This is a genomic window from Acinetobacter sp. NIPH 817, assembly GCF_000368405.1.
Classification (GTDB): domain Bacteria; phylum Pseudomonadota; class Gammaproteobacteria; order Pseudomonadales; family Moraxellaceae; genus Acinetobacter.
In genome coordinates, this window is record NZ_KB849419.1 from 274,507 (window position 1) to 295,447 (window position 20,941).

General features: G+C 38.5%; 17 protein-coding genes. 6 read left to right on the forward strand and 11 right to left on the reverse strand.

Annotated elements, in window-relative coordinates; all coding sequences use genetic code 11:
• Positions 1-12 precede the first annotated feature (12 nt).
• The 3 genes from ssb to F968_RS02690 form a co-directional block, all read right to left on the reverse strand.
• The gene (gene ssb, locus F968_RS02680) at positions 13-603 is read right to left on the reverse strand and encodes a single-stranded DNA-binding protein (RefSeq protein ID WP_004789979.1); all 591 of its coding nucleotides are present in this window, start codon (positions 601-603) and stop codon (positions 13-15) included.
• Positions 604-654: 51 nt separating this feature from the next.
• A complete protein-coding gene (locus tag F968_RS02685; protein WP_004789981.1) occupies positions 655-2,019 on the reverse strand; it encodes an MFS transporter in 1,365 nt (454 codons plus the stop codon).
• Between the two features lie 147 nt (positions 2,020-2,166).
• Complete coding sequence (locus F968_RS02690) at positions 2,167-3,249, reverse strand: DUF475 domain-containing protein (protein ID WP_004789983.1); 1,083 nt, start codon at positions 3,247-3,249, stop codon at positions 2,167-2,169.
• Between the two features lie 262 nt (positions 3,250-3,511).
• On the opposite strand from F968_RS02690, the gene tenA reads away from it, so the two are divergent.
• The 3 genes from tenA (at position 3,512) to F968_RS02705 (ending at position 5,533) form a co-directional block, all read left to right on the forward strand.
• Positions 3,512-4,186 carry a thiaminase II gene (gene tenA / locus F968_RS02695; RefSeq protein WP_004789986.1) on the forward strand — a complete coding sequence of 225 codons (675 nt, stop codon included), beginning with the start codon at positions 3,512-3,514 and terminating at the stop codon, positions 4,184-4,186.
• 65 nt (positions 4,187-4,251) lie between these two features.
• Entirely contained in the window at positions 4,252-4,623 is a 372-nt protein-coding gene (locus F968_RS02700) for a MerR family transcriptional regulator (RefSeq protein WP_004789987.1), read from the forward strand.
• 103 nt (positions 4,624-4,726) lie between these two features.
• The gene (locus F968_RS02705; RefSeq protein WP_004789989.1) at positions 4,727-5,533 is read left to right on the forward strand and encodes an SDR family NAD(P)-dependent oxidoreductase; all 807 of its coding nucleotides are present in this window, start codon (positions 4,727-4,729) and stop codon (positions 5,531-5,533) included.
• Between the two features lie 43 nt (positions 5,534-5,576).
• Here F968_RS02705 and F968_RS02710 read toward each other — a convergent pair whose 3' ends face one another.
• The 4 genes from F968_RS02710 to F968_RS02725 all read right to left on the reverse strand — a co-directional run bounded on the left by F968_RS02710 (position 5,577) and on the right by F968_RS02725 (position 7,974).
• A complete protein-coding gene (locus tag F968_RS02710; protein WP_004789991.1) occupies positions 5,577-5,918 on the reverse strand; it encodes a GlpM family protein in 342 nt (113 codons plus the stop codon).
• 52 nt (positions 5,919-5,970) lie between these two features.
• Positions 5,971-6,324 carry a DUF1304 domain-containing protein gene (locus tag F968_RS02715; RefSeq protein ID WP_002053763.1) on the reverse strand — a complete coding sequence of 118 codons (354 nt, stop codon included), beginning with the start codon at positions 6,322-6,324 and terminating at the stop codon, positions 5,971-5,973.
• A 66-nt stretch (positions 6,325-6,390) separates the two neighbouring features.
• Positions 6,391-7,368 (reverse strand): zinc-binding dehydrogenase, encoded by a 978-nt coding sequence (locus tag F968_RS02720; protein WP_004789994.1) that lies wholly within the window; start codon positions 7,366-7,368, stop codon positions 6,391-6,393.
• A 3-nt stretch (positions 7,369-7,371) separates the two neighbouring features.
• Entirely contained in the window at positions 7,372-7,974 is a 603-nt protein-coding gene (locus F968_RS02725; protein WP_004789996.1) for a TetR/AcrR family transcriptional regulator, read from the reverse strand.
• Between the two features lie 295 nt (positions 7,975-8,269).
• Here F968_RS02725 and uvrA point away from each other — a divergent pair, with 295 nt between their 5' ends.
• Entirely contained in the window at positions 8,270-11,101 is a 2,832-nt protein-coding gene (uvrA, locus tag F968_RS02730) for an excinuclease ABC subunit UvrA (protein WP_004789997.1), read from the forward strand.
• A gap of 69 nt (positions 11,102-11,170) precedes the next feature.
• Positions 11,171-12,505 carry an anti-phage deoxyguanosine triphosphatase gene (locus F968_RS02735; RefSeq protein ID WP_004790000.1) on the forward strand — a complete coding sequence of 445 codons (1,335 nt, stop codon included), beginning with the start codon at positions 11,171-11,173 and terminating at the stop codon, positions 12,503-12,505.
• Between the two features lie 37 nt (positions 12,506-12,542).
• Here the strand turns inward: F968_RS02735 and F968_RS02740 are convergent, their stop codons facing one another.
• Positions 12,543-14,252 (reverse strand): GGDEF domain-containing protein, encoded by a 1,710-nt coding sequence (locus tag F968_RS02740; protein WP_004790002.1) that lies wholly within the window; start codon positions 14,250-14,252, stop codon positions 12,543-12,545.
• A gap of 1,005 nt (positions 14,253-15,257) precedes the next feature.
• On the opposite strand from F968_RS02740, the gene omp33-36 reads away from it, so the two are divergent.
• Positions 15,258-16,163, forward strand: a complete 906-nt coding sequence (gene omp33-36 / locus F968_RS02745; protein WP_004790004.1) for a porin Omp33-36 — start codon at positions 15,258-15,260, stop codon at positions 16,161-16,163.
• Between the two features lie 62 nt (positions 16,164-16,225).
• Here omp33-36 and F968_RS02750 read toward each other — a convergent pair whose 3' ends face one another.
• The 3 genes from F968_RS02750 to F968_RS02760 form a co-directional block, all read right to left on the reverse strand.
• Positions 16,226-18,193 carry a BCCT family transporter gene (locus F968_RS02750; protein ID WP_004790005.1) on the reverse strand — a complete coding sequence of 656 codons (1,968 nt, stop codon included), beginning with the start codon at positions 18,191-18,193 and terminating at the stop codon, positions 16,226-16,228.
• 167 nt (positions 18,194-18,360) lie between these two features.
• A complete protein-coding gene (locus F968_RS02755; RefSeq protein ID WP_004790006.1) occupies positions 18,361-19,053 on the reverse strand; it encodes an ion channel in 693 nt (230 codons plus the stop codon).
• Between the two features lie 171 nt (positions 19,054-19,224).
• Positions 19,225-20,940 carry a cation acetate symporter gene (locus tag F968_RS02760; RefSeq protein WP_004790007.1) on the reverse strand — a complete coding sequence of 572 codons (1,716 nt, stop codon included), beginning with the start codon at positions 20,938-20,940 and terminating at the stop codon, positions 19,225-19,227.
• Between the last annotated feature and the right edge of the window lies 1 nt (position 20,941).

The window sequence follows — 20,941 nt, forward strand, 5'->3', positions numbered from 1 at the left end:
TTAAACTTCTGATTAGAACGGTAAATCGTCGTCTAAATCTGCTGGAGCAGACGCTGGTTGTTGTGGCGCTTTAGGAGCGAAACCACCACCTTGTGGGCTGTTGCCACCATTACCGAAACCACCTTGGCTACCATAACCACCGCCATTGTTTTGGCCATAGCCGCCACCTTGGTTATTATTATTTTGATAACCATTACCACCTTGTTGAGGTGCGTTAAAACGTGGTTGGTTAAAATCATTACCGCCAGCGAAACCTTGTTCACCTTGTTGACGACCATCTAACATTTGCATCTGTTCGCCACGAATTTCAGTTGTATAGCGCTCTTGACCATTTTGATCAGTCCACTGACGCGTGCGTAATGAACCTTCAATATAAACCTTAGAACCTTTACGTAGGAACTGCTGAGCAATTTCACCTAAACGGTTATGCAAAACAATACGGTGCCATTCAGTTTGTTCTTTACGCTCACCTGAAGTTTTATCGGTCCAAGCTTCACTTGTTGCGATTGAAAATTGAGTCAGCGAGCCCCCATTCGGAAAAGTTTTTGTTTCAGGATCACGACCCAAAGTACCAACCAAAATAACCTTATTTACACCACGCATTAGCTATCTTCATCCTATTCATTTCTATGTTTTACTTTATAAGAGTTATGCTTAAATGGCTACCTCTTTACCGAACAACTGCGTTAAATCACGTCGCGCAGCCTCATCAAGAGTCTGTTTATCGACTTTAATATAAGCAACTTGCTGGTCAGGCATCACCACAACTTCTTCTATACCACGAATTGCCAATAGCTGTGTGGTCCACTCATTCACCTGTTGCACTTGCGGTAATGGCAACACAATCGATGACAAATACCGCGGCTGAGCTAAACCAAAACTAATTAGCAACCATATTATAGCAATCCCTGTTAAGACACTCCATCCAATCGCAGTATTATGTAACATCAATAATTGACCACCTAGTGTGCCACCAAAAAAAGCACCTAAAAACTGACTACTGGCATTTACACCCATAGCAGTTGCTTTTGATTGAATTGGTGCACATTTTGATAACCACGATGGCAATAAAGCTTCCATCACATTAAAGGCAATGAAGAAAATACCTAGGCCTGCGAGTAATACATATTTTGATTGATAACCAAATATGAGCAGCAGCAAACCTGCAATAATGCCTGTAATTGCTGTTAAGAAAATTCCTCGCATTTTGCGATATTTTTCAGCCACGATAATGCTTGGAAATGCAAAAAACAGACTAATAACTAATAACGGTAGATACACCAAACCATGACTGGCTAAAGGAATATGGGCAAACTCGATAAGCTGTGAAGGCACATAAATAAACATGGCAGTCAGCAATAAATGCAATGCAAAAACCGAAACGTGTAAACGGTTTAAATCACCCATTTGAATGACTTGCTTAAGCTGCGCTAAGTAGCCTTGCTGATAATTACGATGATGACGAGTTACTTTAGGTACAAGCAATAACATCAAAATCGCGATTAAACCCATTATGGTCGTGACAAAGAACAAACCAGAAATGCCGACAAGACTTGTGAGCCAAGGCCCCAGACTAAACGCCACCACAAAAGACAGACCAATACTCATGCCCATCGCGGCCATGGCTTTAGTACGCTGCTCTTCGCGCGTCACATCGGCAAGAAGCGCCATCACGACTGCTGAAACTGCACCCGCACCTGCAATGGCACGGCCAATAATCACGCCATAAATCGTGTCAGATAAACCCGCAATTGCACCGCCAATTGCAAACAGCAATAAGCCAAGTACCACAAGAGGTTTACGACTAAAACGGTCAGCCAGTAAGCTAAAAGGAATTTGCAAAATAGCCTGACTTAAACCATAGACACCCACAGCCAAACCAATGAGTGCTGGAGTTGCATATTGATATGACTGCCCGACTACAGAAAAGACAGGAATAATCATGAACAAACCCAACATACGTAGCGCAAAAATACTACTTAAGGCAAAAGTTGAGCGACGTTCCAAAGCATTCATCATATCAATACACGTTTATCAAACTAGGCAAATTATAAGCCGATTCGTTTCTAAAAATACGGTACACCTTATTTAAATTAACGATTTCAGCTTAAAAAAATAAAGAGGCATTCAGCCTCTTTATTCTATCGAACTTTACTGAAAATTAGCTTAAGGCGACTGTTGCTCGCGCTTCGAATATTGAATTGAAGCAATAACAGCCCATACAATAAACGCTACACCAATTAAACCTGTGACAACTTCAGGTACATGTACGCCCGTACCACTTGCAATCATAATGAATGCTAAAGCACCAATTGCGTAATGCGCACCATGCTCTAAGAACACGTAAGCATCTAGCGTGCCTTTTTCAACAAGGTAAACTGTCATTGAACGGACAAAAATAGCACCGATTGCAAGACCGAGCATAATCACAACAACGTCGCTGGTAATTGCAAAAGCACCAATTACACCGTCAAAACTGAATGATGCATCTAATACTTCAAGATACAAGAAACCACCGATACCCGCTTTCACCACACCAGACGCAGCACCTGAGCCATCTTGTAATACAGCATTACCATTTTCATCAATTTCAGGCTCACCACCTAACAAATGACTTAATACTTCAACGCCAATGTAAACCACAATGCCCCAAATACCGGCCATGGTCACTGCTAAACGTTGGTGGTCATCTACATAACCTGCCATCACAATTAAAGCGATCAAAGCAATAAAAACAGACATTGCAGGTACGCTAGCTAAACTTGAAAGTTTAGTTTCAAGCCATCTAAACCAATGCGTTTCTTTCTCATCATCAAAGAAGAAGTTTAAGAAAACCAATAATAAGAATGTTCCACCAAAAGCTGAAATTTCAGCGTGGTGTGCCATTAAGCGTTCAGAATAAGTTTTCGGATCATTGAGTGCCAATTTTGCCACTTCAATAACACCCATATCAGCGGTTACAGCAACAATAACGACAGGGAAAATCAGACGCATACCAAAAACGGCGATTAAAATACCGACCGTTAAAAAGATCATTTTCCAGAACGGATCCCAATTACGTAGAACCGATGCATTCACGACAGCATTGTCAAAAGATAAAGAGACCTCCATTACCGCTAAAATCGCTGTAATCGTTAAAGCTTTAAGCATGGTAGACACGCCAGCTTCAGGTCCATGGGTAAAACCCCAATACGCGGATAGTGCTAAACACACCACCGTAAAAAATATCGAAAATCGGAAATGCTTCATGGATCAGACCTATACCAAGAACTAAATTTAATCTTTCTTAAAACCGCGGCTATTATATCGATAATTAACCACAAAACGATGTTGTTTTGTGCCGTTATTCCCGTTACTTTATCTCTATGTTTAATAAAGAAATTTATAATCTTTAATTAACTTATTAATCGTATTAAATATTTTCTTGCGATATATCTATCATTATTATTTTTGTATTTTAAAATTGATTTAAAATCCGGTTCAGCTGTCTTATTTTAAATGGAATGATTTTATGCTTTTTTCTCAAGAACTCTGGCAACGTAATTTAAATTTATATCAAAAAATTCTCGACCTGCCTTTTAATCAGGAACTTGCTAACGGTACTTTAGATAAAGAAGCTTTTTGTCATTATGTCATCCAAGACGCCCAATATTTAGTGGCCTATGGTCGCGTACTTGCGGTGGCGGCAGCAAAAGCGTTCGAGGCTGACGATATTATGCAATTTTCAGATGCAGCTAAAATTGCGATTGTGGTGGAGCGTAGTTTGCATGATGACTTCATGAAAAACTTTGGGGTGACCAAAGAAGAATTTAAAAATACGCCACTCACTTTGGCAGGCCACCATTACACGTCATTTTTAACAGCAACGGCTTGGTCTGAGAGCTACCCTGTCGTACTCGCTGCACTGTTACCTTGCTTCTGGATTTATGCCGAAGTCGGTAAAGATATTGTAGATAAATCAATTCCTAATAACCCTTATCAAGCATGGATTGATACCTATGCAGGCGAAGAGTTTCATATAGCCGTTCGTAATGTGATTGCGACGGTAGACAAGGTTGCTGCACGTTGTGATGCAGACACTTTAGAAAAAATGCATGCCGCGTACACCATGGGTGCAAAACTTGAGTGGTTATTTTGGGATAGCGCCTACCACCAAAGACAATGGCTAGGTTTAGACCATATTTAAAACTTCAAAAAAACCGGTCAGATCGTTCAATATGCTGACCGTTTTTAATAAAATGCGAGATAAATATGTATATCGGCGAATTAGCATCTTTAACTGGAGCCACTCCTAAAGCCATTCGGCATTATGAGAAATTAGGCTTGCTACCAGTCGCAAAAAGAAAAGGCAATTATCGTATTTATGAAGAGATCGATGTTAAATCAGTTAAGATGATCCGCCTTGCACAAGCTGTTGGATTTAGCCTTTCTGAGCTTTATGACCTGTCAGCTTTAAAATATAAAAATAATCGCTTTCCTGTAGAAATTGCACAGCAGCTTATTCAAAAAAAGAAACAACAAATTATTGAGCAAAAAAAAGCGTTAAACCGTTTACAAGAAGATTTAAAAGAACTGGAAGATGAGATTATTCAGACTTATATTACCAATAAGATTTCTGCCTAAAACAGCTGATTAAAATCTGCAAATAGCTTTCAAAATGAGTGCTTGACTCTGCCCTTAGGGACAAGGTTTATCGTAATGACTTCTTTTATTACGGACCAATAAAATGAGTGCGCATCTTTCTTTATTTAAAAACTCAACAGCATTAATTACAGGCGCATCTTCAGGAATAGGCAAAGCCTATGCTCAAGAACTTGCATCTTTAGGAATCCATTTAATTTTAACGGCACGATCTGAGCAGAAACTGCATGATTTAGCCGCTGAACTTGGAAACAAATATAACGTGAATGTTGAGGTGATCGTTTTAGATTTAGCTCAACCCAATTCAGCTCAAACCTTATTTGATGAAGTACAAGCTAGAAAATTATCGGTAGAGATTTTAATTAACAACGCAGGATTTGGAAAATGGACTAAATTTTTAGATCAATCTGTATCGATCTATCAAGAAATGATTACGCTTAATATCAGCAGCGTAACGTCTTTATGTTATCTATTTTTGCCCCACATGCTTGCCAACAAAAAAGGCATCATGATTAATATTTCATCGACAGGTGCGTTCCAGCCGTTACCTTATATTGCCGTCTATGGTGCAACTAAATCGTACGTATTGCAGTTTACTGAAGCGCTTGCAGGGGAATATGCATCTTCGGGTGTTAAATTTCTGGCAGTTTGTCCAGGCAATACCGAAACCAATTTTACTCAGGTGGCAAATGCAGATACGAGTGGCATGAAAAGCTCTACGGTAGATGATGTTGTCTCTGCTACAGTTCGAGCATTAGATAAGAATAAAGCAACGGTTGTGGTGGGATGTAGCAACTATTTGACGTCTCAATTACCTCGAATTCTTTCTCGCCAAAAGATGATTCATTTAGTTGAAGGCATGCTCAAAACCCGTGTTATTGAAACATTATAAAAAATGCTTCAATTTAAAAGATTAAGGGATTTCTCTTAATCTTTTAATGCTGAAATAGCTGCCAGCCATAAATTAAACCTGCCGCAGCGACCACCCAACAAAGGGTTGCCAATCCTAGACAAGACCACATCGACATCCGTGTTGCCAGCACATAAACAGCGACTAAATAAATGGCATAGGGAATAAGTGACCATAGACCAAATAGAGCCGTCTTTTGTAAAGCCTCAGCCCCTTTTTGTTGATAGACAATCACGTGAGCAATCAAGGCAAATGTAGGAAAAAGTGGAACTAAACCCGCAATATAAAATGCCTTACTTTTCGATAAAATCGAAATGATGAGGACAACCCCAGCCCCCAACATACACTTTAAAAATAGAGCCCACATGCGCTGATCCTATCTGGCCATTTCCATAGCAAAACGCAGTATTGTGCGCTTTTCAGAGAAAATTAACAGCGACTAAAGCAATTAATGCTGGAACTGCCTGAATATAAATAATCTTTTTACTCGCAGTCAGACCACCATAGATACCTGCAATGAGTACACAGCCTAAAAAGAAGTTGGCAATTGATGTCGCAAACGGTGCATCAGCCAATAAAGACCAAAACAAACCCGCTGCTAAAAAACCATTATAAAGGCCTTGGTTTTGTGCCATCACTTTGGTGAGTTTTGCTTTCTCTGCATTATTTCCGAATGCTTTCATGCCATAAGGTTTGTCCCACAAAAACATCTCTAACACTAAAATATAGACATGTAATATGGCAATAAGCGCAATGAATATTTGTCCGATCATATAATTTTCCTTTTTATTTTAAAGATATGAAAAAAAGATCAGTCTCTCGACTGATCTTTTAGTGTTTTATGGCTTTAACAATACTTTGCCTTGGCGAGCACCTTGCGTTGCTCTTTGAGCAGCTGTTTTGATCTCATCAAAACTAAATACGCCTTCTACAGGTAAGATTAATTTTTTCTGAGTTGCTAATGTTAATAGCTCAAAAATCAGTTCCTTTTTACGAGCGGCTGGCATTTCTTTGTTGACCACACTTGCCCAGAAACCTTTTACCGTCGCTTGTTTGAAAATTAAATCACCCGATGAAATCTGCATGGTTTCACCAGTCATACTACCAAACGAAACGAGCAGGCTATTTTCACTGAGTAGATTTAGCATTTCACCACTGGCGCTGCCACCAATCGAGTCCACACCCGCAATAAGAGGTTGTTCACCGTGAATCTGTTTAACCTGCTCTTTCCAATTAAGCTGATCGGTTGCAACAACATGTTGAATGCCTAATGCATGCATCTCGGCAATCGCATCAGTACGACGAACCAAATTAATCACAGGTAAGCCACGTGCCTGCGCAATCATCGCAACTGTTTTACCTACTGCACCATTCGCCGTGTTTTGAATGAGCCATTGACCCGGTTGAACATTTACAAAGTCCAATAGCATGAGGGCACTAATTGGCATACCGATCAGCTGTGCTGCTGTTTCATCATCAATTTCATTATTGAGCGGAATAAGTCCTTGCGCTGGTGCAATAAAATATTCAGCCCAGCTACCATGCACAGATGCCACTGCAATACGTTGACCTACTTGTACATGAGTAACACCTTCGCCTAATGCATCAACAATACCAACGGCTTCACTACCACCAATCGCAGGTAAAGTTGGCTTGTAGCCATAGCTTCCTCGTACTGTCCATACATCATGATTATGCATTGGAGACATAATCGTTTTAATACGAACTTCGCCTGCTTTTGGTTCGGGCTTTGGCATATCCGCCTGCTCTAAAACGTCTACAGGTTCGCCAAAATTACCATGGATAATACTTCGCATTCTTTATTCCTCTATCGGTTTTAAGAGTTTTTGGGTTGTTTCTAAAGCTAGATGTAGATGTGCTTTGTCTTGCGACAATTTTGTGAGTAAAGCTGCACCTAACCATAACTGATACATGACTTGCGCAATTTTTAAAGGCTCAATATGTTTTGGAATTGATCCTTCTTGTTGGCCTTCCTTAAGCAACAAAGCCAAACGCTGCGTTAATTTGTACACACCGTCATTGAGAATTTGACGCATATCTTCCGACAAGTCAGAAACCTCTGCCGCCAACTTCACAATCAAGCAGTTTTCAGCCCAGCTGCCATATACCGGATCATCAATCCACGCCTGCCACAATGCCATTAAACGGGCATGGGCACTTTGTTCACTGTGCTGCCAAAGTTGTTCCATACGAACTTTATAATTAGCCATGTACTGCTCTAGCAAGGCACAGCCAAACGCCTCTTTCGAAGCAAAGTAGTGGTAGAACGAACCTTTGGGTACGTCACACGTCTTTAAAATTTCTTGCAAACCAACACCGACAAATCCTTTGTGTAATACCAGTTCAAAGCTGGTATCCAAAATATGTTGTCGCGTAGTTTCACTTTTATTTAATCGTTTCATGCAGACACCATACCCCACTATTAGACCAGTCGTCTAGTAAAATTATGTTGCTCATTAAAATTTGCTAAGAGTAGAAATCAAAAGAGAGGAATGTTAAAAATACAACCTGCTTATTTAAACAAATTTTGTCGATTGTCGTTTAACCGTCACAATTTGTCGCTTTAAATCATTTTGTACCACTTGAACAATTTTAAATCGTTATCATATATAGGGTCTGTTGTTTATAACCAGTCAAACTGTACACGGCTGATGAATCAACACCTAAATTTTCATTAATACATAATTGAGATGTTTTATGAGCCAAAGTCATATCCGTATTCGAGGCGCACGTACCCATAATTTAAAAAATGTGTCTCTCGATATTCCACGCGATAAGTTTGTGGTAATTACGGGGTTATCAGGTTCAGGAAAATCTTCTCTTGCCTTCGATACCCTGTACGCCGAAGGACAACGCCGTTACGTCGAATCGCTTTCGGCCTATGCTCGCCAGTTTTTATCGCAAATGGAAAAGCCAGAAGTCGACTCGATTGAAGGTTTATCTCCAGCGATTGCCATTGAGCAAAAATCTACCAGTCATAACCCACGTTCAACGGTTGGTACGATTACCGAAATTTATGACTATTTGCGTTTGCTTTATGCACGTGTCGGTACACCTTACTGCCCTGAACACGACTTGCCGATGGTTGCGCAAACTATTTCTGAAATGGTCGATGCGGTAAAAACACTTGAGGAAGGCACGGCACTCATGTTGCTTGCCCCAGTCGTTCGTGAACGTAAAGGTGAATACAGTAACCTGTTCGAACAACTACAAGGCCAAGGTTTTGTTCGTGCCCGTGTTGATGGTGAAATCATTGATATTGATACGCCACCTGAACTCGACAAAAAGAAAAAGCACACCATCGAAGTTGTCGTTGACCGCTTTAAAGTGCGTGAAGACTTAGGTAACCGTATTGCCGAATCATTTGAAACTGCACTGCGTTTAGGTGGCGATATTGCCGTTTTGTCATGGATGAATGGCGAACATCCTGATCGCGTTTTTTCTGCCAAACACTCATGCCCTGAATGTGATCGCGCAGTTGCAGAGCTTGAGCCACGTTTGTTTTCATTTAACAACCCGTTTGGTGCCTGCCCTGTTTGTGATGGCTTAGGTACACGCAGTCATTTTAGTTCTGAAAAGCTGATTCCAAATCCTGATCTTGCGATTAGTGAAGGGGCTATTCGTGGCTGGGATCGTCAACGTCCATATTATTATTCAATGCTGCAAAAAGTTGCCGATCATTTTGGTCTTCAACTTGATACACCTTGGAACAAGCTAGATAAAGACACTCAAAAGAAATTCTTACAAGGTACAGGTAAAGAAAAAGTCGATTTAAGCTATATCGACGAGCGTGGCCGTAAACACACTCGTGTACAACCATTTGAAGGAATTTTGCCTCACCTTGAACGTCGTTATCGTGAGACTGAAAGTAACTATGTACGTGATGATTTAGCGCAATATCTCTCTAATGCAGCGTGTGATGCGTGTGATGGTTCACGTCTAAATGAAATTTCACGCCATGTTCGCGTTAAAGATAAAACGATTGCCGACATTACCCGCATGTCGATTGGTGATGCCGAAAGTTATTATCAAGATTTAAATCTTGAAGGTGCTAAAGGTGAAATCGCCGATAAAATCTTTAAAGAGATTCGAGAGCGTTTACATTTCTTGGTGAGTGTTGGACTTAACTATTTAAGTTTAGCTCGTTCTGCCGAAACGTTATCGGGTGGTGAAGCACAGCGTATCCGTTTAGCCTCACAAATTGGTGCAGGCTTGATGGGCGTCATGTATGTCCTTGATGAACCATCTATTGGCTTGCATCAACGCGATAATGATCGTTTATTACAAACGCTGATTCGCTTACGTGATTTAGGTAATACGGTATTAGTCGTTGAACACGATGAAGATGCAATTCGTGCAGCCGATCATATTATTGATATTGGTCCGGGAGCTGGGATACATGGTGGCGTGATTATTGCCGAAGGAACTTATGATGAATTGGCTAACCACGCTGACTCACTCACAGGTCAATACCTTTCTGGCAAACTCAAAATTGAAATACCAAAACAACGGACTCAATCACCACGTCCAGATGAGTTCATCAAGCTTTCTGGTGCAAGTGGTCATAATCTTAAAAATGTCGATTTGAAAATTCCGCTCGGCATTATGACTTGTGTGACTGGCGTTTCAGGTTCGGGTAAATCGACACTGATTAACCGTACTTTGCTTCCATTAGCTGCAACACAACTCAATGGTGCAACGACCTTAACAGCTGAAAAGTTTGACTCAATTGATGGTCTACAACACCTTGATAAAGTCGTTGATATTGACCAAAGCCCGATTGGACGTACGCCACGTTCTAACCCTGCAACTTATACAGGGTTATTTACGCCAATCCGTGAATTATTTGCTCAAACGCCAGAGGCAAAAGCGCGTGGTTATAGTGCAGGCCGTTTCTCGTTTAACGTGAAAGGCGGACGCTGTGAAGCGTGTGAAGGCGACGGCATGATTAAGGTCGCAATGCACTTCTTACCAGATATGTATGTGCCTTGCGATGCGTGTCATGGCAAACGTTATAACCGTGAAACGCTTGAAGTGGGCTATAAAGGCAAAAACATTTCTGATGTTTTAGAAATGACGGTTGAAGATGCTGCTGAATTCTTTAGTGCAATTCCAGTCATCCACCGCCGCTTAGAAACTTTAACTCAGGTAGGCTTAGGTTATATTCGTTTAGGTCAAGCTGCTACGACCTTATCTGGTGGTGAAGCGCAACGTGTAAAACTAGCGCGTGAGTTAGCAAAACGAGATACGGGTAAAACTTTATATATCCTGGATGAACCGACAACAGGTCTACATTTCCATGATATTGCCAAGTTGCTCGACATTTTGCATGAACTACGCAACAAGGGTAATACCATTGTGGTGATTGAACATAACCTTGATGTGATTAAAACAGCGGACTGGGTTGTGGACTTAGGTCCTGAAGGGGGTTCAGGCGGTGGTATGATCATTGCCGAAGGCACACCTGAACAAGTGGCTGAGGTTGAGATTTCCCACACGGGTCGTTTCTTAAAACCGATGTTGAAGTAGTATTTAAATTATTGTAATTTCATGATAAAACGATGAGATATTCATCGTTTTATTATTTTAAAGGGAATTATGTTAAATCATAACGAATTACAAGAAAGAATTAATCCCAATGCTTCTAAAGATGAAGACTGGAATTCAATATCAAATGATACCCCTTACCAAATTGATCGAGCTCGTATTATACATTCTGCTTCATTTAGAAGACTTCAAGCAAAAACACAGATTTTAGGGATAGGAGATAGCGACTTTTATAGGACTCGTTTAACACATTCTATGGAAGTCGCTCAATTAGGGTTTGGAATAACAGAAAATTTAAAATCCAGATACAAAGATAATCCCTTATTAGAACTAATTCCTTCGCAGAATGTAATTGAAAGTATTTGTTTAGCTCATGATATTGGTCACCCTGCCTTTGGACATGGCGGGGAGGTAGCCTTAAATTATTGCATGGTTAATAATGGTGGGTTTGAAGGCAATGGACAAACTTTGAGAATTGTTTCAAAATTAGCCGAATATACACAAGATAATGGTATGAATTTAACCAGAAGAACATTATTAGGTCTAATTAAATATCCAGTACCTTATTCTCAATATGAAATAAATTATCCAGAAAAAATAGTCTCACAATATTTAAATATTCCGTTAAATCTTTCTGACTATTATCCTCCTAAATGTATTCTTGATACAGAAGTAGAGTTGTTTAAACAATGGGTTGGCAATATTTTTACTTCGCATGATTTAAATAAATTTATGACTATAAATGCTAGAAAAAAAACGAAACCACTATATAAATCATTTGATTCTTCCATTATGGAATTAGCCGATGATATTTCTTATGGGATTCATGATTTAGAAGATGCCGTTGCTTTAAAATTAGTTAATGAAAATCAATGGCGTGAACAAGTTCTAAATAAAATTCAAAAAATTGATGTAGAACTTAATAATAGCTTAGAAGAACTTACTAAATTATTATTTGGGAGTACAAATAAAGATAGAAAACATGCTATTAGCAAACTCATACGTTACTTTCTAAAGAAAACATGTATATATAAACAAGAAATTTTTGAACATCCTTTATTAGATTACAATGTAACTCTTGAAGATGATCAAAATATTCAAGCCTTAGGAATAATTAAAGATTTTGTTATCGACAATGTAATTAAGCAACCTGAAATTCAAATTCTTGATTATAAAGGACAAAAAATAGTAATTGAACTATTTGAAGTTTTATCTACAAACCCAACAGATTTACTACCCCGCTCCACCCTTGATCAATATGAAAAAGCTGAGAATAAAAATAGAATAATATGTGACTATATTTCTGGTATGACAGATGCTTATGCCTCTCGTCTTTACCATAAAATTTTTACACCCAACATGGGTTCTGTATTTGATAGATTATAAGTAAAAGAGAGCAAATTTCTAGAATATAGAGCTTTGCTCATCCCTCAACTGCATTCCGACCTCGGGCCTTAGCTCTTAATAAAGAACGGTCAGCTTGCTCTAAAAGTTCTATCCAACTCGCCGCGCCTATCGCAAAACCAATACTCACAGACACATGCAATTTTTCATCGGAACCAGATAAACAAATCTCTTCTAAAGAAATCGCCATTCGAATTTTCTCTGCTAAAAGACGGGCATCTACAAATTGCACCTGTTCTAATAATATTAAAAACTCATCTCCGCCATAACGAACAATTAAATCTGAACTTCGAATATTTTGCTTTAACTGCTCTGCAATACTGACAATGACATGGTCGCCTACAATATGTCCATATTGGTCATTCACCTGTTTAAAACGGTCTATATCGATAATCATTAAACAGGTTTGAGTAAATTTTTGAGGATAACTTTCAACAATTTTTAAATATTCAGATAAAGCTAGACGGTTGGACACACCAGTTAATGGATCTGTATTGGCAATATTCTTTAATTGAAACTCAAAAGCATCGCGCTGCTGCAACATACGCTGTAATCGATCAATCGCTTCAAACAGGGAAAGGAATTCACCTTTGGTTGTCATATTCATTTCATCTGTCCAATGATTAGAACTACGCGATAAATCTAAAATTAAAGTTCTTGCTTTTATTAAAGGAGAAAATACCCTTCTTTGTGCATAATTCAGCGTAAGTAACGCTGTGGCTAAAGAAATTAAAGATATCAATAAAGTTAAAAGAAAACTTTTTCGGGCACTTATATTTTCTTGAGTTGCAATTGCTACACTTTCATCAAGAATATAACTTTGTAAATCAACCACAGTGGTAAATTTACCTACGATTGCCTCTGTCAATTGAGTACCATTTAAATCATATGGCTCCCCTTTTTGGCTTTCATCTAATAGGTTTTGTACAATCGGAATACCCTTATCTATAAATTCTGATTTCACTCGGGCATATAACCGACGGTATTCAGGAGTTTTTGCCTGTTCAGGCTGCAAGGTATCGACCAAAATCCATAAATATCTAGATTGATGCTGAGTTTGTAGAGAGCGCGCACGATTATTACTTGGAATTTCTTCATTAAAGCTCACAGGAGCAATAATATTAGACGCCATCCGTCCCGCCTGATCGCGCATATCGGTTAGAACTATAATGAGCGTAAAGTAATTAGAAATACGACTATCTTTACTTTTTAGCTGTAACATCAGTTTTTGCAGTATTTCCCTGCAATGATCCCAAACTCCAAACATTCCTAAAATAGCATTATCCATTTGAATAGAAGTTCTCGCTCCATAGGGAGTTTCACCATAATAATCAACGACCCGTCGGGCTTGTCTAAGATTTTCTTTGAAATTAGTTTGCAGCTCATTTGCTAATGAAACATAGCCTGCTTGTTTTAAGATAAGAATACTTGTATCAATTTGCTCATCGACAATTAAACGAAATTTTTTTAATTCTTGCTGATTCTTTAATAAATCATGAGGACTGCTCGACATCATTTTATTGGATGGAGCACGCTCCTTAGAAATTTTATAGGCAATATCGGCTACAGCTCTTAAACTTTTTATTTCGGCTAAAGCTTGTCTAGTTTTTATATAATCCTGATAGCTTCCCACAATAAGTGGTACAGCCATGAATAATAAGGACAAAATAATAACCAGCATAAAAAAGAACAGTCGATTACTAATATGCTCTGAACGTAATCCTGACATTTCTAGCTGGTACTCCGTAAATGTCCTGCCATTTTTAATACGATATAAATTAGGCTTAAATCCATCCTAGCATTTTAATAACTAGAATTTCATCAATAAAACCTTCATTTCTCTTTTAATAATTATAGGGCTTCTAGATTTTAGTAAGCTTAAATAAATAGTATCGAAAAATTAAATGATTTTTATAAAAAAACTCTATTTTACAGATTAAAAATTTTTAGCAATGATAATAAACATATCTAGTTATCCTCTTGGATGCGCTTCTCCCAGCATCCACTACCCAGCTTTAAGCTGGGTTCTTTTTGATCTATTATTTTTCCAATAAAGTTCATATAAATTTTCTTATAATTTTAAGATTTTCTTATAGATAAAAAAAAGCTCAACCTTGGGGAAAGCTGAGCTCGTAAAATCTGATGTGATACACACATCGTATCTGGGAAAGCACTTTAAATCCTAAAAACGTTAGGTAGTGAACTTTGCAATTGAATTATGTGACTTATCTCTACTTTTGTAAAGTCGATTAAATTAATCAGAATTAAAAATTTAATCGATTTTTTAACTTAAAATAGAGATTTCTTTTATTTTATTCACTTATATAATAATTAAAAATAGTTAAATTTTTTAGTTAAACTAATCTAAATATTGTTAACTATTCCTCAAAATAGTATGAATACGATAATAAATTGGTGATTTTTTACTCTACATGTAAGCAACTTTACATTTTAATTAATGTTAAAACCGATTGTATTAATCATTTTTTCCAATCATATTTGTAATAACTTTTAAACATTTATTTCTAAATTCATTATGAAATATAATTATTAGTCTCTTGTAAATGTTCATTTTTTTATCAGGTTGACAATTTACTTTTCATTTGATTAGTTTTTCACCAATTTTAACATAAGTGTCAAATATCTTTAACATTCCTTTTTTTCATTATTGACTTCATAAATTGTTACAATACAATGACCCCAGCTTTATCTCTTGTTATTGCTGGAAATGATTATGAAAAAACTTGGTTTAGCCACTGCTGTACTATTAGCCATGACCGGTGCTCATGCTTATCAATTTGAAGTTCAAGGTCAATCTGAATATGTTGACACAACTGCAAACGATAAAAACTTCACTGGTGACGTTGCTGGTACATACTATTTAAAAAATGTTGATACCACTAAAGGTCCTTTAGCTGAAGCAGCTTTCTTGAACCAAGCTTCTAACGTATCTGTAGGTTACAGCTACCAACAGTATGACCAAGGCAACGTAAACTACCACGTTGGTACTTACGGCGTTAAAGGTGAGGCATACGTTCCTACTCCTTACCTTCCTGTATATGCTAGCGCAACTTACAACCACACTGATGTTGATGGTAAAAACAACTTCTCTAAAGATGACAACGGTGACCGTTATGCATTAGAAGTTGGTGCTATGTTGTTACCTAACTTCTTAATGACTGTTGGTTATACAAGTGTTGCTAACCAATTCGCTTTAGACAACTTTGGCATCATCAGCAACGGTATCTATACTGCTGCTAACCAAACTGCTGCGATTCAAGACGACCAAGATGCTGTTACAGCACGTGCTAAATATGTAGGTCCAATCGATGGAACTAACATGGCAATTGGTTTTGAAGCTGCTGGTGCTTTCGGTCAAGAAAACCAATACGGTTTGAAAACTGACCTTTACTTAACTCCTAAGTTAAGTGTTGGCGCATCTTTCATTGGTAACGATGGCGTAGCTGACATCAAAGGTAATGACCTTGGTGAATTCCGTCAAGCTTGGGGTGGTAACGTAAACTACTTCATTACTCCAGCTGTAGCAGTTGGTGCATCGTACATGAAAGCTGACGTTAAAAATGCGTCTACTAGCTACGATACACAAACTATCGGCTTAAATACTAAATTCCGTTTCTAATTTAATTTAGAAATCGAATTAAAAAAAAGGACTCAATTGAGTCCTTTTTTTACAACTAAATATTAACTTCGTACAATATTTAAGAAATACAGATGACGTTCATATTGATCAATAATGTCTTGAATTAAATCTTCTTGCGTCCAATCCATCACATCATAATTTTGCCCGCCCTCTCTTAAAAAGACTTCAGCTTGGAAATATTGTCCATCTTCAGCTTCAGTACGCCCAATTAAAAAACTTGGCGGTACTGTTTCACGTGAAACAACTTTATAAATAAAATTAATTTCATTGTGATGGTCCACACGAAGTTGCATTCCATCTTCAAGTTGAGTAATTGAAACTTCTAAGTGACGGCGTCTAAATTCATGTTTGATATTTTCAAATGCACGACTTACTTGCTTCTCAATATATTCACGCACTTCTTCTTCATTATGAGGATAGTGCATGATTAACCCTAGACGCTGTTGCCAGCTTCGTGGATTATGAATCGCACGTGGTGTAATGCGTGCTTCTTGAATGGCTGTCATTTTGGTGACATCAAGATGCAATGCTTTTATTAATCCCCAACTCATTAAAAGCATGACCACAGTAAATGGCAATGCACTCATAATGATGGAAGCCTGAAGTGCAGCCAAGCCACCGACTAGCAATAAAATAATTGCGAGCACAGCCATCAGCACCGTCCAGAACAAACGTTGCCAAGTAGGTGAATTGTCCGTTTTTGACGTTAAATAATCTGTTACCAAGGCGCCAGAGTCGGCAGACGTCACAAAGAAAAGAATAACCAAAAGGGTGGCTAAAACATTCATAACACCTGACAACGGCAAGTGGCCTAAAAACTCAAAGAGTGCAACTGAAGAATCTTGTTGAACAGCTTGAATTAAAGTAGTTTGATGCTCATGAATAATGCTAAATAATGCAGCGTTTCCTAAAAAGCCCATCCAGATAATGGTAAAGCCTGTCGGGATGAGTAAAACCCCAACAATGAATTCTCGAATGGTGCGACCACGTGAAACACGTGCGATAAACATACCCACAAATGGTGACCATGAAATCCACCAAGCCCAATACAAAATTGTCCAACCACCTATCCAGCCATTTGGTTGGTAAGCATAAAGGTTGAAGGTCATTGTAAATAAATTAGCAAAATACTGACCTGTGTTTTGAATTGTCGTTTGAAGCAAATAAATGCTTGGTCCACAAATGAAAACAAACGTTAGTAAAATAACAGCTAAAATCAGATTTAATTCTGATAGGCGTTTTACCCCTTTATCTAGACCTAAAAAGACCGATAAAGAAGCCAAAATACTCACCACGACAATTAAAATAATCTGTATATGAGTGCTTTGTTCTATACCTAAAAGATAATGTAAACCAGAGTTAATCTGAGTGACACCAAACCCGAGAGAAGTCGCTACACCAAATACCGTACCAATGGTCGCGAATATATCGATGCTATCTCCCAATGGCCCATAAATCTTTTTACCAATGAGCGGATATAGGGCTGAACGGGTCTTTAAAGGTAAGTTATGTCGATATGCAAAATAGGCTAGAGATAATCCGACTACGGCATAAATTGCCCAAGCATGTAAGCCCCAATGGAAAAAGGTAACTCTTAATGCTTGCTGTGCAGCATCAATAGTCTGAGCATCCCCACTTGGTGGATTAACATAATGCATGACAGGTTCGGCAACGCCGAAGAACATCAACCCAATCCCCATTCCTGCTGTAAACAACATGGCGAACCAAGATCCATTATTATATTCAGGCTGACTATGATCTGGCCCTAATTTAATTCGGCCTATTGATGAACAGGCGATATAAATCAATAAAATGAGGAAGAAGGCAACAGATAAAACATAGAACCAGCTAAATGAATCAGTAATCCACTGTTTTAATTGCTGTGTTAAAAGTTCAAAAGAACTCGGAGCAATCACAACCACTGCTAAAAACAAAGCAATAATAATGACCGTACCAAAAAATACGTTAGGATTAACGTTTGCAAACCAACCTGGTTGTTTGGAAGGCATAACTCCTCCATGTTATTTTAATGAAAAATGACAGGCATTAAGCCGCTAGAGATATTCACGGAATGAACAAAGTTAAATCTTTCAATAGAGAAAGCCGATAATACTCTAAATAAACTTAAAGAATATTGCAGTTACAAAGGTGTAAATAAATTAAAACACCTCCTCCATTATTTATCTGAATTTTTTTTAGGGAGGTGGGTAATATATTGTAAAGCGATTAGACGAGTTACGATTAAAGCTAAATACATGACTCCACAGAACATTTGCAGCATGGCTAAAACACGCGCTGGTGGAGTGATTGGCATGAGGTCAGATAAGCCTGTAGCAGACTGCAAGCTAAAGCTTAAAAAGAGTAAATCTAACCAAGTTTGGAAGGCATGGGGGTTATTTGGATTTTGAAAGCTATAAGGGAAAACGAGCTGGCAAATGTTATATAAAAATGCAAAACCCCATGCAATCAGTGTAAAGACTGCTGCCGCCGCAAATAGTTCATCTCTTGTTAAATACCGATCAGCGAACATATAGCGAAATAAACCATAAGCTGCCGAAAAATAGGCCAACGCTTCACAGCTATGAGCAAATAGCTGAATATATAAATTGCTATATCCCAACACAATCAGTACTGATGAAAGAATTGCACCGCTCACAAATGTTAAGCCTAAAAAAGTAAACATGGGGGTCTGGCGAATAACTTTGGCAATCAATAATAAAGCAAGGACACCTAATGACCACGTTAAAGTCCGGTAAGGCAAACTATCAAATGTCAGCATGGCTAAAATCAACAAAATAAACTGAACGAATAACAGCCATGCAGAAGGCAGTAAACGAAAACTTGCCCAAAACTCAATAATAGATCGCATTATTATTTTCCTTGTTTCATTATGCTTTTTTGAGATTTAACAAATAATACTGTACACAAAATCAGGCAAACAAGTTGTTCTTTATTAATATCTAAACTTTAGATTGGAAATAAAATAAGTATAAAAAAAGCCCCGTAGGGCTTTTTAAAGAATGAGCTGACAATATTAGTCTTAGTGATCCGATGCACCAGATGCACCAATACCTGTCATTGAACGAACATACTGAGCATCGAAAGCAGCACGCTCTTTTTTAGCACGTGCAGAGTTGTCAGTTACCGAGAAGAACCAACAGCAAAGGAATGACAATGGCATAGCAAATAACGCTGGACCATTGAACGGGTTGATTGGTGTATCAGAGATTTTTAAAGTATCTACCCAAACTGCTTTAGAAAGAACAATGAGTACTACTGCTGTTACAAGACCAACAACACCACCAATAACCGCTCCACGAGTCGTTAAGCCTTTCCAGAACATTGAAAGAACAAGAATCGGGAAGTTTGCACAACAAGCTACAGAGAACGCTAAACCAACCATGAATGCTACGTTTTGCTTCTCAAACAAGATACCCAAAACCATAGCGAAGATTGCTAAGCCCAATGTCGCAATTTTTGACATACGAAGTTCAGAAGCAGGCGTCGTTTGGCCTTTCTTGAATACGTTAGCGTATAAGTCATGAGAGATTGCAGATGCACCTGAAAGTGTTAAACCAGCAACAACAGCAAGAATCGTTGCGAACGCTACTGCTGAAATGAAGCCCATGAATAAGTCACCGCCTAAAGCGTCACTTAAATGCACGGCTGCCATATTGTTACCACCAACAAGCTCAAGTTTGCCTGTTACTGCCATTTTTGCAACATCAAGGAATTGCGGGTTGTTTGATACGAAAAGAATCGCACCGAAACCAATAATGAAAGTTAAAAGATAGAAGTAACCAATAAAACCTGTTGCAACTACAACCGATTTACGTGCTTCTTTTGCATCTTTTACAGTGAAGAAACGCATAAGAATATGTGGAAGACCGGCTGTACCAAACATCAACGCCAAACCAAGAGACAAGGCATCAATTGGATTTGCCGCAAGTTTACCCGGCCCCATAATTTTTGAAGCATCGGCCAAACTGATATCGTGTACTTTACTGAAAACTTCAATTGATTGGCTGAACATGTTGCTGAAGCTGAAACCAACTGCTTTCATCACCATGAATGCCATGAAGGTTGCACCACTGAGTAACATGACTGCTTTGATAATTTGTACCCATGTTGTTGCCAACATGCCACCAAAAATTACGTATGCCATCATCAATAGACCAACGATGACTACAGCAATGTTGTAGTTCAAACCAAATAGTAATTTAATGAGCTGACCCGCACCTACCATTTGGGCAATCAGATAGAATGCCACGACAACAAGTGAACTGACTGCAGCTAAAGTACGTACTGGTTTCTCTTCAAGACGGAATGAAACCACATCTGAAAGGTTATATTTACCTAGGTTACGCAAACGTTCTGCAACCAAGAATAAAACAATTGGCCAACCTACCATGAACCCAAGCGAGTAAAGCAAACCATCAAAGCCTGAACTAAACACTAGTGCGGAAATACCAAGGAAAGATGCAGCAGACATATAGTCACCCGCAATTGCCAGACCATTCTGGAAACCGCTGATTCCACCACCTGCTGTATAGAAATCTTGTGTTGATTGGGTTTGCTTCGCAGCCCACTTCGTAATGAACAAAGTAAAACCAACAAAAATGACAAACATGATAATGGCATGCCAGTTGGTGGCTTGCTGTTCAGCTTCACCTAAGTCCGGACTTGCCATAGCCACTGTTGAATATAGCGATGCTGCTGCCAATAAAGCTTTCGCTTTTAATGAATTCCATTTCATA

Coding starts and splice junctions, on each gene's coding strand:
- F968_RS02705 (WP_004789989.1), top strand. CDS start 4,727: ATGAGTGCGCATCTTTCTTTATTTAAAAACTCAACAGCATTAATTACA.
- ssb (WP_004789979.1), bottom strand. CDS start 603: ATGCGTGGTGTAAATAAGGTTATTTTGGTTGGTACTTTGGGTCGTGAT.
- F968_RS02740 (WP_004790002.1), bottom strand. CDS start 14,252: ATGTCAGGATTACGTTCAGAGCATATTAGTAATCGACTGTTCTTTTTT.
- F968_RS02725 (WP_004789996.1), bottom strand. CDS start 7,974: ATGAAACGATTAAATAAAAGTGAAACTACGCGACAACATATTTTGGAT.
- F968_RS02690 (WP_004789983.1), bottom strand. CDS start 3,249: ATGAAGCATTTCCGATTTTCGATATTTTTTACGGTGGTGTGTTTAGCA.
- F968_RS02760 (WP_004790007.1), bottom strand. CDS start 20,940: ATGAAATGGAATTCATTAAAAGCGAAAGCTTTATTGGCAGCAGCATCG.
- F968_RS02735 (WP_004790000.1), top strand. CDS start 11,171: ATGTTAAATCATAACGAATTACAAGAAAGAATTAATCCCAATGCTTCT.
- F968_RS02710 (WP_004789991.1), bottom strand. CDS start 5,918: ATGTGGGCTCTATTTTTAAAGTGTATGTTGGGGGCTGGGGTTGTCCTC.
- F968_RS02755 (WP_004790006.1), bottom strand. CDS start 19,053: ATGCGATCTATTATTGAGTTTTGGGCAAGTTTTCGTTTACTGCCTTCT.
- F968_RS02750 (WP_004790005.1), bottom strand. CDS start 18,193: ATGCCTTCCAAACAACCAGGTTGGTTTGCAAACGTTAATCCTAACGTA.
- uvrA (WP_004789997.1), top strand. CDS start 8,270: ATGAGCCAAAGTCATATCCGTATTCGAGGCGCACGTACCCATAATTTA.
- F968_RS02700 (WP_004789987.1), top strand. CDS start 4,252: ATGTATATCGGCGAATTAGCATCTTTAACTGGAGCCACTCCTAAAGCC.
- omp33-36 (WP_004790004.1), top strand. CDS start 15,258: ATGAAAAAACTTGGTTTAGCCACTGCTGTACTATTAGCCATGACCGGT.
- tenA (WP_004789986.1), top strand. CDS start 3,512: ATGCTTTTTTCTCAAGAACTCTGGCAACGTAATTTAAATTTATATCAA.
- F968_RS02720 (WP_004789994.1), bottom strand. CDS start 7,368: ATGCGAAGTATTATCCATGGTAATTTTGGCGAACCTGTAGACGTTTTA.
- F968_RS02715 (WP_002053763.1), bottom strand. CDS start 6,324: ATGATCGGACAAATATTCATTGCGCTTATTGCCATATTACATGTCTAT.
- F968_RS02685 (WP_004789981.1), bottom strand. CDS start 2,019: ATGATGAATGCTTTGGAACGTCGCTCAACTTTTGCCTTAAGTAGTATT.